The organism is Methanobrevibacter sp., from assembly GCF_030539665.1.
GTDB lineage: Archaea > Methanobacteriota > Methanobacteria > Methanobacteriales > Methanobacteriaceae > Methanocatella.
The window spans coordinates 106,708-121,400 of record NZ_JAUNXR010000003.1 but is presented as its reverse complement, the minus strand read 5'-3'; the positions used below and the strand labels follow the sequence as shown (position 1 = coordinate 121,400).

The 14,693-nt window shown below is 33.3% G+C and carries 13 protein-coding genes; 8 read left to right on the top strand and 5 right to left on the bottom strand.

The window, feature by feature from the left end:
- Positions 1-18 precede the first annotated feature (18 nt).
- Entirely contained in the window at positions 19-1,566 is a 1,548-nt protein-coding gene (locus Q4P18_RS04715; RefSeq protein ID WP_303336213.1) for a radical SAM protein, read from the bottom strand.
- A gap of 390 nt (positions 1,567-1,956) precedes the next feature.
- On the opposite strand from Q4P18_RS04715, the gene Q4P18_RS04710 reads away from it, so the two are divergent.
- From Q4P18_RS04710 to fwdF, 4 genes are all read left to right on the top strand, one after another.
- The gene (locus Q4P18_RS04710; RefSeq protein ID WP_303336211.1) at positions 1,957-5,307 is read left to right on the top strand and encodes an Ig-like domain-containing protein; all 3,351 of its coding nucleotides are present in this window, start codon (positions 1,957-1,959) and stop codon (positions 5,305-5,307) included.
- A gap of 89 nt (positions 5,308-5,396) precedes the next feature.
- The gene (locus Q4P18_RS04705) at positions 5,397-5,855 is read left to right on the top strand and encodes a phosphopantetheine adenylyltransferase (RefSeq protein WP_303336209.1); all 459 of its coding nucleotides are present in this window, start codon (positions 5,397-5,399) and stop codon (positions 5,853-5,855) included.
- Positions 5,856-5,910: 55 nt separating this feature from the next.
- Positions 5,911-6,102, top strand: a complete 192-nt coding sequence (locus tag Q4P18_RS04700) for a 4Fe-4S binding protein (RefSeq protein ID WP_303336207.1) — start codon at positions 5,911-5,913, stop codon at positions 6,100-6,102.
- A gap of 10 nt (positions 6,103-6,112) precedes the next feature.
- Positions 6,113-7,117 carry a tungsten-dependent formylmethanofuran dehydrogenase subunit FwdF gene (fwdF, locus tag Q4P18_RS04695; RefSeq protein ID WP_303336205.1) on the top strand — a complete coding sequence of 335 codons (1,005 nt, stop codon included), beginning with the start codon at positions 6,113-6,115 and terminating at the stop codon, positions 7,115-7,117.
- A gap of 24 nt (positions 7,118-7,141) precedes the next feature.
- On the opposite strand, the gene Q4P18_RS04690 is transcribed toward fwdF, so the two are convergent.
- The gene (locus tag Q4P18_RS04690; protein WP_303336203.1) at positions 7,142-7,312 is read right to left on the bottom strand and encodes a class III signal peptide-containing protein; all 171 of its coding nucleotides are present in this window, start codon (positions 7,310-7,312) and stop codon (positions 7,142-7,144) included.
- Entirely contained in the window at positions 7,312-7,524 is a 213-nt protein-coding gene (locus tag Q4P18_RS04685) for a class III signal peptide-containing protein (RefSeq protein WP_303336201.1), read from the bottom strand. Before Q4P18_RS04685 ends, Q4P18_RS04690 begins: the two co-directional genes overlap by 1 nt.
- 184 nt (positions 7,525-7,708) lie before the next feature.
- On the opposite strand from Q4P18_RS04685, the gene Q4P18_RS04680 reads away from it, so the two are divergent.
- Both Q4P18_RS04680 and Q4P18_RS04675 read left to right on the top strand, forming a co-directional pair.
- Positions 7,709-8,827 (top strand): hypothetical protein, encoded by a 1,119-nt coding sequence (locus Q4P18_RS04680; RefSeq protein ID WP_303336199.1) that lies wholly within the window; start codon positions 7,709-7,711, stop codon positions 8,825-8,827.
- 1 nt (position 8,828) lies between these two features.
- Positions 8,829-9,548 (top strand): metal-dependent hydrolase, encoded by a 720-nt coding sequence (locus tag Q4P18_RS04675; RefSeq protein WP_303336197.1) that lies wholly within the window; start codon positions 8,829-8,831, stop codon positions 9,546-9,548.
- A 30-nt stretch (positions 9,549-9,578) separates the two neighbouring features.
- Here Q4P18_RS04675 and rqcH read toward each other — a convergent pair whose 3' ends face one another.
- Positions 9,579-11,585: a ribosome rescue protein RqcH gene (gene rqcH, locus Q4P18_RS04670; protein WP_303336195.1), complete on the bottom strand. Its 2,007-nt coding sequence runs from the start codon at positions 11,583-11,585 to the stop codon at positions 9,579-9,581.
- 102 nt (positions 11,586-11,687) lie between these two features.
- On the opposite strand from rqcH, the gene Q4P18_RS04665 reads away from it, so the two are divergent.
- Entirely contained in the window at positions 11,688-11,969 is a 282-nt protein-coding gene (locus Q4P18_RS04665; RefSeq protein ID WP_303336194.1) for a hypothetical protein, read from the top strand.
- 14 nt (positions 11,970-11,983) lie between these two features.
- On the opposite strand, the gene Q4P18_RS04660 is transcribed toward Q4P18_RS04665, so the two are convergent.
- Positions 11,984-13,810, bottom strand: a complete 1,827-nt coding sequence (locus Q4P18_RS04660) for a DUF2070 family protein (protein WP_303336192.1) — start codon at positions 13,808-13,810, stop codon at positions 11,984-11,986.
- A 121-nt stretch (positions 13,811-13,931) separates the two neighbouring features.
- Between Q4P18_RS04660 and Q4P18_RS04655 the strand changes: the two genes are divergently transcribed.
- Positions 13,932-14,453: a FumA C-terminus/TtdB family hydratase beta subunit gene (locus Q4P18_RS04655; protein ID WP_303336190.1), complete on the top strand. Its 522-nt coding sequence runs from the start codon at positions 13,932-13,934 to the stop codon at positions 14,451-14,453.
- The last annotated feature ends 240 nt before the right edge of the window (positions 14,454-14,693 follow it).

Below are 14,693 nucleotides of genomic sequence, written 5' to 3'. Positions count from 1 at the left end.
TGTAGAATTTTATTTAAATTATTTATTGCATGCACCACAGTTATAGCATACATCAACATCACACCATGGTGTTTGTTTGCCTGTTTCGATTCTTCTGTATTCCCTTTCCAAAAATTTCTTTTTGACTCCAACATCAATATTGTCCCAAGGGAGCGGATCTTCCAAAGAATAGTCGGGCAGGTATTTTTTCCATTCTTTCATGGTTATGTTTTCAGTAAGTGACTTTTCAATAATTTGAGAAACTGCCCTATTTCCACAGGACAGTATATACTGAATCATACCTTTTTTAGGACTTTCGAACTTAATTTTATAATTCTTCATTTCTTTTTTTATAAATCTCATTTTCCTCTTAATGTCTTTCAAATCGTAGGTTTCCCATTGTAGAGGAGTGTGTGGTTTTGGTATTAAAGGATTGACACTAAATCTTATTGAATTGTTTTTTCTAAAGCTAGCTATTTTTTTCATAAATTCAACAAGTTCCCTAATGTCATCCATAGTTTCATTCGGAAGTCCGATTATGAAATATAGTTTCATGTTGAAATTCAAATCAAAAGCATTTTTAACAACTTCAAATATTTTTTCATCAGGAATTTCCTTATTTATGCCTTTCCTAAGTTTCCCGATTGACTCCGGAGCTATTGTAATGGTTTTAAGATTTGCTTGACGTAAAAGCTCCAGCTGTTTTCTTGTAATTGATTCCAATCTAAGGGAAGGGGTGGATATTTCAAAATTTCTTTTTTCAAGTTCATCAATGAGTTCCACAATATTTGAATAATCTGAAACTGCAGCTCCAATCAAGGTTACCTTGTTGAGGCCGGTATTGTTCCTCATCTGCTCAGCTATATTAACCAGTTTTTCTAATGATGTTTCACGCATTGGGCGGTATAGATAGCTTGACATGCAGAACCTGCAGCCTCTTGTACATCCCCTTGACACGTTTAGCATTATGGAATCTTTAAAAATGGTCTGATAATCTTCATTTTCACTTGTTGTTATGACAGGTGTTGTTATGTGGTGGGCATCGGCCATATCTTCCACAATGGCTATTTTGGCCTTGTTGTTGAATTCAGGAATATATACTCCCGGGATTTTAAGATATTTCTCCAAATCCTTGCCAAATTTACCATATGTTTCAAATACGTTGTTTAAATTGACCTCTCCTTCGCCAATAATGAAAAGATCTATAAACTCTGACATTGGAGCGGGATTTGAAGTGGCACAAGGACCTCCAGCTATTATTAATGGATCATCTGCTGTTCTATCTTCTCTTTTAATAGGAATTCCTGCTTCATTCAGCATTCTAACCACATTGAAATAGTCTTCTTCATATTGCAGTGAAAAACTAATGATATCAAAATCTTTCAGCGGACTATTGGTTTCAATGGAACGAACAGAAGGATATATTATTCTTTCAGCAAATGTTTTTTGGTTTTGATTTATGAAGTCGTATAGTATATTGTAACCTAATGAAGACATTGCTGTTCTATAGATATTTGGGTAACATAAACCAACCCTTAAATCTACAGCTTTTAGGTTTTTCTGAATTATATTTTCTTCATATATCAATTTAATCAACCTATTCATTATTATTAATCAATAAAGATTATTCAACTCATTAAATTCAATATAAATTTATTTTTCATCTTTTTATTATATTTTACAGATTTTGTTTTTATATTTGTTTTATTTTAATATTGTAAGTTCTTTATTTTTAATTTTTTTCATATAGTTTTATTTTCAATTATTTTCGCTAATTCTTATCTCTTTTTGCCAATTTTAAACGTTTATATGCTTATTTTTCATCAAACTATTTTTAAAAACCTTTATATGTTATTATAAACATAATTCTATATACTCATTATGAATTCTTATTAATTTAAGTTTGGTTCATATTTTTTTATATATATTTTGTAATGAGAAAGAGGTGGAAAAATTTCGATAAAAAATAAAACATTATTGATTTCTGTAGTCTGCATATTCCTCGTATTTTTAGGATCAGTGGCTGCAGCTGATGTTGATAATGATAATTCAAAAGTTTCTAGTAACTCTATCTCAGAAACTAATTTAGTTAATTGTTCTAACGATAATATAATTGTGGAAAATCATGATTCTATTGATGGGAATAATCAAAACAATGTAAATAATGGAAGAGTTTATGCTCAGAGCCCTTCATCTTCAGGAGATTATAAGTTAAACGCTGAAGATGTTGTGAAATATTGTCAAAACGGTACTCAATATGATGTTTCTCTTAAAGATAGTACCGGTGCTCCTGTAGCTAACAAAACTATTACAATTACTCTTTCAAGTTCAAGCTGGAAAAATCCAGCACAATATAATAAAATTACCAATGCAGATGGTATTGCAACATTGGTCATTGGTTTAAACCCTGGTGACTACACTGTCAAATCTACTTTTGAAGATTTTAATGTTACAAACACTATTAAAGTACTTCCTGTGGAAGTATCTGCTAATGATGTTACTATAACTTATAAGGATGGTAGTTTTAAAGCTACTGTTACTGGTGGAGGTAAACCAGTTGCAGGTGCTACTGTTAAGTTCACTGTAAAAGTTGGTACTAATCCTGTTTATAATATAGTAACCAATGCTGATGGTGTTGCAAGTTTGCCTATTAATTTAGCTGTAGGTACTTATTCTATTACTTCTTCAGTAGGTAATAGTAAAGTAATAACCAATAAGATTACTGTAGTTTCAAAAGGTAAGGACGTAATTACTGCAAGTAATTTAAACATGCATTATAAGGATGGTAGTGCATTCACTGCTAAGGTAACTAATAATGGTAATCCTGTAAAAGGTGCTACTGTTAAATTTACTATTTATCTCAAGGGCAAACTTGTTAATAGTTATAATAAAGTAACCAATGCAGATGGTATTGCAAGTTTGCCTATTAATTTAGCTGTAGGTACTTATTCTATTGCTTCTTCAATACCTGATGGTACAGTATATAATACATTGGTTGTAGGTAACGAACTTCCTAAACCTAAGGATGTTATTACAGCATCAGACTTAACACTTGAGTATAAGAACGGTAGTGCATTTACTGCTAAAGTAACCAATGCTACTGGTGCTCCTTTGAAAGGTGTTACTGTTAAGTTCACTGTAAAAACTGGTACTAATCCTGTTTATGAAAGAGTGACTAATGCTGATGGTGTTGCAAGTTTGCCTATTGGGTTGAATGTAGGTACTTATACTGTTACTGCTGCTATTGATGATGCTCAAGTAAGTAAAAAGGTAACTGTATTGCAAACATCTTCCGTAATAAAAGGTAATGATATATCTTCTATCAAAGATGTTACTGTATCATATAATGTCACTTTAACTTCTAAAAGTGGACAACCTATAGATAAGGCAGTAATCAATTTCAATGTAAATGGTAAAAAGATATCTGCAACTACTGATGCTAAAGGTGTTGCAAAGGTAGATCTTACAGGTTTGCCTGTAGGTGAAAATACCATTAATTATGAATATGCTGGAGATAAGAATTATAAATCTTCTAAGGATTCAAGTAAGATTACTATTATCAATTCCACTACTGCAATAAGTGGTAGCGACATTAGTGTTCCTTATGGTGATTCTGCTGAATTTGAAATAACCTTAAAAAATATTAGTGGGGAACCATTAGCTGACAAGACCATTAACGTCAACTTCAACGGCGAATCAAAAGAGGTAGTCACAAATGATCAGGGTATTGCTAAATTGGATATTCCTAATGATTTGGCTCCTGGTAAATATGAGGTCAATTATTCATATTCCAAACTCGGTGAAAAAGATTACAGTTATGGAAGCAATTATGTGACTGTTAACAAGGCAGTACTTAATGTTGAAGCTAATGATATGGTAAAGGAACCTGGAGATGTAAAATACTTTGAAGTGTTAGTGACCAATAAAAATACTATTCCAGTAAGTAATGTTAATGTTAACATAACCGTAGCTGGAAAGTCTTATATTGCCACTACCAATGATCAAGGTATTGCATCCTTGAAAATAGAGCTTAAAGTTGTTGGAGTTTACGATATAACTTATCGTGTTTGTGATAATGACAAATATTCCTCTGATTTAGGTTCAAATAAGATTATAGTAAACGGAACTATAATTAAAGGTAATAATATTGATGTTGAATATGGTTCAGATGCTTCTTATGAAGCTTCATTAACTGATGCTTATGGCAAGCCTATTGCAGGCAAGGAAATTATCTTTACCATCGAAAATGATGAAATTTCTGCTGTAACTGATGATAATGGTATTGCTAGAATCGCATTGCCTAAATTGGAACCAGGTAGCTATAACATTACATATGCATATACTCCTGAAGGAAAAGCTCCTGTTTCAGGAAAAAGCACTGTAACTGTAAAAGGTGGAGTGCCACTCAAATCAGTTTTGACTGCAGCTACTACATTGAAAAAATACATTGAAAGTAACAATGTATTGCCAAGCACTGTAACTGTCGATGGAGAAACTTATACTACTCCTCAATTTTTATACATGCTTGCACAAGCTACTGTAATGTTAAATGAAGGTAAAACCGGAAACATTTATGTTTCAAGTGTTCAAAATCCCGCAAATCCAGTAAAAACAACCGTTTCAGGTAATCTCATGCTCAGCGGTTACATTGAAACAGCTTATAATATTATAAGTTACATTGATGAGAAGGGTATTGCTCCTGATTCAATGAACACCGCTTTAGGAAAATCTGGTTATGATCCTTTAGTTTATGCATTCGCAAGAGTGGTTGCATATTATGAAAACAACGGAATGATGCCGAATTATGTGACTCTTAAAGCTTTCTCAGCACCTATTCCATCAAGTCCTTTGGATAATGTTAATGATATAGAGAACCTTACTCCATACTTACAGCCAACTAAGAATTGTCAAGTGGACAATGCTGAAATTCAGGCTTTGGCTGCTAAATTAACAGCAGGCTTGGAAAGTGATGTTGCAAAAGCTACTGCTATATTTAATTATGTAAGGGATACTGTTTCATATTCATTCTATTACAATACTAGATATGGAGCTTACAATACATTGTTCAAATACAAGACTGGTAACTGTTGTGATAAGGCAAGTGCAGTAATTGCATTGTTTAGAGCTGCAGGATTGCCTGCAAGATATGTCCATGGAACTTGTAAATTTAGTTCAGGAACTTACGGGCATGTTTGGGCACAAGTATTGATTGGTGATACTTGGGTTGTAGCTGATACAACAAGTGCTAGAAACAGTTTCGGTGTTGTAAATAATTGGAATAATTATAACTATCAATTCAAGGCTAGATATATTGAATTGCCATTCTAATTATTCTTTCTTTTTTTCTTTTTTAGTAATTGTTTTATAATACTTTTTATAAAATTAATAAATGGACTAGCTAATTTTAGGATAATATTATGAATAAAAAGGTATATAGGAAAGTTGCCGTTGGAGGAACTTTTGATAAATTTCATGAGGGTCATAAAAAGCTTTTAACAACCGCTTTTGAAATTGGTATTGAAGTTGAAATTGGAGTTACTTCTAATGCTTTTGGTGGTTTGAAGGGAGATATTGATTCTTGTAAGGAAAGGATGGCAAATCTTAGGTCTTTTTTTTCAGATAAGTCTAATTTTCACATAACTGCTTTAGATGATGCTTATGGACCAACCATTTTTGATCCAGAATTTGATGCTATTGTTGTTAGTGAAGAAACAGAACCTACTGCTGTGGAAATCAATGACATTAGAATTACTAAGGGGATGCAACCATTAGATATAATTATTGTTAGTTTTGTTTTAGCTGAGGACGGAAATCCTATTTCTTCTACGAGGATTAGAAGAGGGGAAATTAATAAAATTGGTAAAATATTAAAATAAAACCGATATGTTTATTATTACATTTCGATAAATAATATATTCAGAGGTAGTTATAATGGCAGTAAAAATAGATGGTGATTTATGCGGACATATTCAAAATTGTCCAGTAGATGGTTTATGTATTAAACTTTGTGAACAAGATGCAATAATTGAAGAAGACGGCGATGTAAAAATCGTGCCTGAAAATTGTGATGATTGCGATTTATGTATTCAAAATTGCCCAAATCAGGCTATAAGCAAAGCATGAGATGGTTGAAATGTTCACAGTTAAAAGAGAGGGAGAGGAACTAAGAGTTCTTACTCATGAAAACGATAATTGTGTCGGTTGCGGAATCTGTGTTAAGGTCTGTCCAACAGAATCTTTAAGATTAGGTCCGATTGTACCGATTGCAAGAGGGCTTATTGATATGGAAAAAGTATCTGTAAATAGCAATTCTTGTGTTTTATGCGGTTTATGTTCTGTTTCATGTCCATTTGATGCGATGTTTTTAACTATTGATGATGAAAACATTAAGGATTTGGTTAATTATCCTAATTGGGAATTGGCTTCTATTGTTAATCAGGAAAATTGTATTTATTGTGGAAGATGCTTTGACGTTTGTCCACAAGATTCCATTCTTTTTGAAAGACAATTGCCTTCCAGGGAGGACTTGGTAAAGGGTATTATTGAAATAGATGATGAAAAATGTATCTATTGTAAAATATGTGCAGAATTATGTCCTGCTGGAGCGATTTCCCTTGAATGTAATCCTGAATATGGTAATGACGTATTGAATAATGTTATTACTGTTGATGAGTCCAAATGTGTTTATTGCGGTGTTTGTAAACGTGCTTGTCCTGAAACAGCAATCAAAACTGTATGTTCTACTTGTATGTATTCTGACGAGTTGATTACTCCTAAAATTACAGGTGAGACCAGTATTATTGAAAATGATTGTGTTTACTGTTCATGGTGTGCAGAAATCTGTCCGCAGGACACCATTACAATTATTAAACCGTTTACAGGTTTAATAGAGCTTATTGAAACCGAAGATGCTAAATGTAAAGGCGAGTCCTGTCACGCTTGTAGGGATGTATGTCCATGTAATGCAATAGAGATTATTGATAATATTTCTGTTACTGATCCTACATTCTGCAATTTATGTGGGGCTTGTGTTCCTGCCTGTCCACAGCACATAAGGCACATTGATAGAACATCCATGAAATTAATCAATATCAATTCCGAATCATGGAACGAAATACTAAACAAACTTCTTGATTAGGTTTGAAGAGGAGATAGCTCTCCTCTAAATTTTATTTATCTCAAAATCTCTTTCTTGTTTTAACGTATTTTTTAAATTATTTTGTGTTTCTTGCGTAATGGCTGAAATGTAATTGGCAACTACTAAAATAATGATTATTAACCCTCCAATTATTAATATTAATTCTGCACTTCCCTGACCTTTGTTATCCAACATCATTCTCCCCATTTTGTACGGTTGTTGTCTACAGAAGTTCTAACGTCCTGAATATCATCTCCTGCGGTTATTGTTGTTTCGCTTCTTGTCATGTAATGCCTATATATCAGTAGGGCAAATATTGCAATAACAATCACTCCGCCAAATAACAATATGTATTCTGCAGCACCTTGTCCTGAGTCATCTAATTTTGTTTGTTTTAAAATAGTCATGATTTCACCAGTAGTAATACTTAGTCGACATATTATATTAATATTACTATTTTAATAAAAAGTATTATTTTCTATTGAAATCATTTTTTAAAATTAATATAAACATGTAAATAACCATTATATTTATTAATATGGTCATAGATAATTTAAAATAACTTAATTTTGTTTATTAGATGGTGAGAATGTGGGAAGTATAAGTAAATTGGTATCAGGTATAATTCTTTTTATTATTGGTATTTTCATATCATATGAATCATATATCTACGGATTAAAGGATATTATTTTAGTTGTTGGTTTAATCATAGCTTTGATTGGAATTATCATCATAATTTCCTATCTTGTTGATTCATCAGCAAATAAAACAAATGCTATGTTTAAAGAATATCTTAAGGGTATTGAAAAGAGATCTAACTTTTCCAATAACTCTAAAGAGGAATCTAATCAAATGCCTTTAAAAATTAGAAGAGAATTCGATAACTATGACAATGACTTTTATAGTGACGATTTAGATTCTCAGGAGTATTCTGCTGATGATTTCAACAGTGTATTTGAAGTAAGTGAAGTTATTGATGAAACTTCAGAGTTTGGCAATAGTCTCAACTTTACTCCAAATTACGATAAGCCATTGAAAATCACTAGAGCTCCTAAAAGACGTGAGAGAAGTATCTTTTCCGATGACATTTATGGAAATGAAGGCAATATTGACAAATCAGAATCAATCAAAAGGGCTTTAAGTGAAGAAACTCCAGTCAATGCAGTTGACTTAAGGCCTAAAAACGAACAGGTTAGAGATATTAAAATTGATGTAAATAATCCTGATTCACTCCCTATTCCTAAACTTTTAAACAGTTATATTATCTCTAATGACGAAATTATTAATTCAAAAGATGCATTCGAACAATTGGGCACTAACATTAAAAAAGAGGTAATGTTGGAAATCCCATCTTTAAATGACTTGTCTGATAGATTCTTATCCCATATTCCTTCTATATATTCAAGAGTAATCATTGAGGACTTTGACGTTTCCAATATATCCTATATGATTCTTGTTGCTTCTCTTTTAAAACAAGGAGTCCACATTAAAACCATGCCTAAAGTAAACACCATTAACCTAATCACTGACGATTCCCAGGCAATGATTCTTTCAAAAGGAAGAAGGGATGGTGATGTTGAATATGGTGCTATATATGAAGACAGAAATGCATTGTCAGACATCAGATCTTCATTTGAAAAAACTTGGGAAATGGCAAAGGATTTGGATGAAAATATTCTTTTAAGATATATGGGTCAGGAGGTAGCTTAAAATGGAAATTAGATGGTTAGGCCATTCAGCCTTTGAAATAATAACTGATGAAAATGTTAAAATATTAATTGATCCTTTCATAAGCAATAATCCGGCATGCTCTACTCCAGTAGAGGATTTGAATCCGGACATTATTTTAGTTACCCATGGTCATTCAGATCATTTTGGTGATGCTTTAGAAATTTCAAATACAACCCACGCTCCAATTGCAGCAATTCATGAAATCGCATTGTTCTTGTCAAAACAGGGAATTAGAAATATTGGAGTAAACATTGGTGGCTCATTTATATTTAGGGACATTAAGTTTACAATGTTGGATGCAAGACATTCCGGTGATTTGGATATTGTTGAGGAAACCACACCTGGAGGTGTAGCTGCCAGTTTCCTAATAACTCTTGAGGATGGAACCAAAATATTCCATGCAGGAGACACTGGTTTGTTTGGAGACATGAAAACAATTATTGGAGAAATATACAAGCCAGACATAATAATGGTACCAATTGGAGATAAATTCACAATGGGTCCATTTGAAGCGGCTCTTGCAACAAGATGGATTGATCCGAAAGTTGCCATTCCAATGCATTACAATACATTCCCACCAATAGAACAGGATCCTGCCATTTATGCTAATTTCGTAAATCAGCTTAATCCAAATATTGATGTGGTAATATTGAATCCTGGAGAATACTTTGAGTATGATCCAAAAGAATATGAAGAGTAGATCTCTTCAACAATCCTTTTTTTTTAAAAACTAGTTTTTCATTCTGTCCAAATATTTTTTTCTTTGGTGATATTCCTCGTCAATGTCACATTTTCCGGCTGGCAACACTCTTACGATATCATCTAAAGTCAACAGGTCATCTTCATTGATTTTGTGAAGTACCTTTTTGGCTATTGCTTCCTTTTTGGTATAGCCGGGTTTCAGAACAACAAAATTTTCACTGTGTGCTTCAAGGGCTTCGACAGGTCCTGCCATTATTCTTTTTCCTTCATAGTCTACAATTCCAATAGCTATCTGAACTTTTGCTCCACGGACATAATTACGATTTCCTCTTATTATAAACGAACCCTTCGCTACAAATTCCCCAGCCTGAGGGGTTTTTGAAACTTGGTCTGGATGGACCCAGTATACGTCTTGTGTAGAGAAACCTTTTGACCAAGCAGATGAAAATGAAGCAGCAAAGCTTGCAGATTGTTGAAGGGTATTGTCATTTATTTCATCACCTTCAAGTTTTACCACAATTGAACTTGCACCATGTATATCAGCATGCAAATAAATATCATTATTGTCTAAATATTTCTTAACAACACTTTCATTGGTGTTGGCGTCACGCCCTCCGATTACCAACACATTGTCTGAGGTAATAAACCAGCGAAGTTTCTCATACCATTTGAGGTTTTTCTTAACTCTTTTTTTAGGGTATAGAACTTTCTCCATTTCAATGTCCTTTTTGGCTCTGATTTTTTCCAATTGCTTTTTGGTGTTTTCAATAGCTATCAATGCACCTTTTATTTTTCTTTTAGCTTTTTTTGCCTTTTCATAATAAATCTGTGCATTTTCTGGAACATTCATATGGGGATCAATGTTTATGGATGTGTCATTGAATTTCAGTGTGAGGTTTCCGAGCTTGTCGATGCTTTCATATGATTGGGCTTCTGCCATTCCGTCATTCTTTGCCTTTTTAAGAGTCTTGCCTATTTCCTTATAGGAATAGTCCTTACTTCTAGCATTATTAACAACATTAATCAGGTTTTCAACAGATGTGTAATTAGAATAGATAAGCTCTCCTTTATTCTGGCATGTTTCGATTGTATCTCTAAAATTTTGAACTGTTTCTTCTTGTAGCTTCAATCTTTTCTCGTACTTGCCAACCTTTTTGTTCCATGTGGCTTCCTTGACATCTTTTATTCCAACATTTATTTTTTTGGAATAAAATTCGTCACAGGCCTCATTGAAATTCTTGAAATACTGTTTTTCACAATTCTTGTACTGATCCAAGTCAAGAGGAACAACATCTTCCTTATTTTCACATTTTACGATTTGCGGTTTAAAGTTGTCATTCTTCAAATCGGTAAATATGCTTAATATGCTGTTGTAAAGCTTTTCAATGTCCTCATCGGATAATTTGTCTGCATCATCATTCTTGTCAATGGTTTCAGCCCTTAAGATTATCTCTTCAGCATAAAGGCTTCCAAGACCGTTCCTGGCCAGTGTACGGACAACATCACTATCGGAATTTTTGAAAAGCTCCTTCAGTTCATCAAAAGTAACAGTGACGGGATTGATTCCGCGCTCTGCAGGAAACTTATATTCTTTTTTGGAGCTGATGTCCCTGCTGCTCCACTGCTTTCTTTTAAGGGGCAATATAATGTTGTTCTCATCATCCAAAAGAATTATGTTTCCTTTGTCAAACAATTCCACGATGATTGTGTAATACTTGTCTTTTTTAACCTTGATTTCAACAACCCTGTCAAAGTTGTGTTGCTTTACACTAACGACATTTGCTCCTTTAATTCTTTTTCTTAAAAGCATAGGGAATGATGGAGGTTGTGTAGGATTTTCCAACGGATACTGGCTTGTATGCATACGCACTCCACATTGCATAACCAGGTCTACACGTCCTGTTCCTGGAACATGAAATCTGATAACGACAGTATCTTTCATTGGTTGGAATGATTTGTCCACTCTTGCATTTTCAAGCAAATTATTCAATTCGTCTGTTATTGTGTAAATATCAACATTTGACATTGTTTTCATAATAATCACTTTTTGTTAATACGATGTTTTATATATAATAATTTAGATAATAATTACTAGTATAAATTTTACTTTTTATTTAATTAATTTTGGAGGACTCTAATGGATACTACAATTAAAGTAACAACAATTCATGTAATTGGTGGTCTTATTTCAGCATTTATTTCATTGGGAATATCTGTTGGTTGGTTCGGCTTTAAAAATGATGTATTTGCAGGTATTTTACCATTCATTATTCTTTATTTCATTGGACAAGCTTGTCAAAAACGTTATAATGATGAAATTAGTGGATTTAGCCAATGGCTATGGGATGGAATTTCACCATTCTTATTCACTTGGATAATTTCATTCGTTGTATTATATAATTATATGGGATTTTTATAAAAAATCCTTTTTTTTTAAATTCCTGTGTAGAAAATCCACACGAATAATATTAGCAATGCTGATATAAACAACACAGGAGCTGTAATTTTACTTACTGCCACTATTGAACTAATGGTTGAAATAAGTTCTGTTGAATTGTTTGGACCGAATGTTTTAAGATTTTCTATTTTTTCAGTACCTGTGGCAACTTCTACTTCTTCAAGGTTAGATATTGCCTCGTTTATACTTTTTTTAGCAAATTCAATAATTTTCTCTCTTTCATTTATTCCAATAGGGTTGTATCCTCTGGATAAAGTATTCACATAATGGGTATCAGTGGTCATCACTTCAATCTCGTCAATATCCAAATCGTTTGCAGCTTCAATTATTTCCTGCCTGAACCCTATTTCCATATTGTTTGAATCAAACAGGAGATATGCTGTTCTCTGATTGTTGACTTCCACAACCATGGTTTTCAATCCGCTCTGTCCAATTCCATTGGTTTTGTCCAAACCTTCCATATTGACGTATGAACAACCGACTTTCAGTCCGGAATATTCTTTTGCACATTCTATTTTGTCAATAACTTCAATTATCTCGAATACCTCATCATTTCCAGGCAATACTTCACCACTTTCGGGAGTGAATGAATTATGGCAATCTACAATAATGGAATCCTTTACTTCGCATTTGCTTTTACTTTGAGCCATCATGGTAAGGCCGACTCCGAATTCAATATCGTCACTTCCATTAGGTGCAAATGTGCTCAAAAGCACCATTCCCTTGTTGAAGAATTGAACTCCAATCTTCACATTTTTATGTTCATATCTTTTAAAGACACTTGCTTTTGATGAGTATTCTGCTTTTTCAAGCCCTCTGTTAATGGATTCTTTTATCTTGTCTATTTCCTTTACTGCAACAGGGTTAAAATCGTGGGTTGATGGGCCATGAGCAACCATTGTGAAATTGTCATAGTCGCTAGCCAATATTGTTGGCATATTTGATCCTCCAATGTCCCCCAATGGTCCAGGGTGAACACAAGGACTTATGAAAAGACATTTCAAATCATTGGAGTCTTTCTTTTTAAAACTTATAAAACTAACAATTGTACTGATTGACTCTCCCATGTGTTCAAAGAGATTTTCAAGGGAATTTGATCCTTCGTTCATGTGTGCTAAAAACAGGCTCAACAAATCAAGAACCCCAATACCTAAATTTTTTTTCATTGGGGATTCCACCACTGTAATGAATGAGTAGATGGCTATTATGAATATTATGCTTCCACCAACAAGTTTTAATGCGATTGTAGTGAAGCTGGTATCATCAAATATTGGCATGTCAGATAGGAATGAAAATATGATGTAGGTGGCCAGTATCAATAATGGTTGGAAAGTTGCCACAACCGCAGACTTGGAAAATCCTATCTTGGCTACGCTCCAAAGGATCAATGTGTTTATTCCAAATATAAGAACGCATCCGAATAGGAGAATGTTTGACAAGAATCTCTGACCCAACAGGATTTCAAAAATTCCACCTAGAATTAATATTACGCAAATGAATACCATTGACAAAAGGGATAGAAACATTGAATGCTTCAATTTGAAATTTATTCCTTGTAACTTTTTCAATCCATGTTCTCTTATGACTCCGCTTATTATGGAACTGATTCCCAGGACAAAAAATCCGAAACTTCCACCATAAATTACTTGTTCCACAACACCGATCTTGTAAAGCGGGTTTATGAGGAAGTATATTGTTCCAGTAATGAAACTGATAAAAATCATAGTTAAAATGGCGTTTTTTGTTTTCGGCAATGTTGTTAAATATTTTGACAACCCTGCCACACTACTCATACTTGACATATTTTACCCATCTGATAATTATTTTAATATGGTATAATTTTTTTAAATGAAATATAATAAATGTATCTTTTTTAAAAATATTTATTATTGGATTAATCAATAAATTATATTAGGTGAGTATATGATTGAAATTAATGTTCCTGTTAAGGAGGATTTAACAAAACTTAAGGCTGGGGATGTAATCAGTTTAACCGGTACAATTTTTACTGCACGTGATCAAGCACATAAAAGACTTCTTGAAGAGGGTGCTCCTGCAGATATCGAGAATACTGCACTGTTCCATGCAGGCCCAATAATAACTGAGGAAGATGGGGATTATAAGATGGTGGCCATTGGTCCTACCACTTCAATGAGGATGAATCCATATCAGGCAGATGTAATTGCCATGGGTCCTAAAATAATCATTGGAAAAGGGGGAATGGACGATACAGTAAGGGAAGCATTAAAAGAGCACGGTGCAGTTTATGTGGTTGCTACTGGTGGCTGTGCAGCATTATATGTTGATGCTATTGAAGAAATAGAAAATGTTAACTGGCTTGATTTGGGAATGCCTGAAGCTATGTGGCAATTAAAGGTCAAGGACTTCGGACCTCTTATAGTGGCTATGGACAGCCATGGAAATAGTTTATATGATGAACATTAATCATATATTATTTCCTTTTAAATCATAATAGCATGGTCTAAAATTGTCGTGAGGTTATATGGGTTTTTTTTGGTAATTGTGTTGTTATTGATATGTTTTTTGATTGATTTGTTCTTTAAAACATTTCGCCGAACCCATTTGATTTTTTGTAGTTTTAACTATCTTAGTAAACTTCATGGTAAGACGAGCTACATTTACCTAAAATCATAAAAGAGAATTTGAAGATTTTCCAATTGATGA

What these genes read in the sequence shown, in the direction of transcription:
- Q4P18_RS04705 (WP_303336209.1), top strand. Translation starts at nt 5,397, where the DNA reads ATGAATAAAAAGGTATATAGGAAAGTTGCCGTTGGAGGAACTTTTGAT.
- Q4P18_RS04700 (WP_303336207.1), top strand. Translation starts at nt 5,911, where the DNA reads ATGGCAGTAAAAATAGATGGTGATTTATGCGGACATATTCAAAATTGT.
- fwdF (WP_303336205.1), top strand. Translation starts at nt 6,113, where the DNA reads ATGTTCACAGTTAAAAGAGAGGGAGAGGAACTAAGAGTTCTTACTCAT.
- Q4P18_RS04690 (WP_303336203.1), bottom strand. Translation starts at nt 7,312, where the DNA reads ATGTTGGATAACAAAGGTCAGGGAAGTGCAGAATTAATATTAATAATT.
- Q4P18_RS04685 (WP_303336201.1), bottom strand. Translation starts at nt 7,524, where the DNA reads ATGACTATTTTAAAACAAACAAAATTAGATGACTCAGGACAAGGTGCT.
- Q4P18_RS04675 (WP_303336197.1), top strand. Translation starts at nt 8,829, where the DNA reads ATGGAAATTAGATGGTTAGGCCATTCAGCCTTTGAAATAATAACTGAT.
- rqcH (WP_303336195.1), bottom strand. Translation starts at nt 11,585, where the DNA reads ATGAAAACAATGTCAAATGTTGATATTTACACAATAACAGACGAATTG.
- Q4P18_RS04665 (WP_303336194.1), top strand. Translation starts at nt 11,688, where the DNA reads ATGGATACTACAATTAAAGTAACAACAATTCATGTAATTGGTGGTCTT.
- Q4P18_RS04660 (WP_303336192.1), bottom strand. Translation starts at nt 13,810, where the DNA reads ATGTCAAGTATGAGTAGTGTGGCAGGGTTGTCAAAATATTTAACAACA.
- Q4P18_RS04655 (WP_303336190.1), top strand. Translation starts at nt 13,932, where the DNA reads ATGATTGAAATTAATGTTCCTGTTAAGGAGGATTTAACAAAACTTAAG.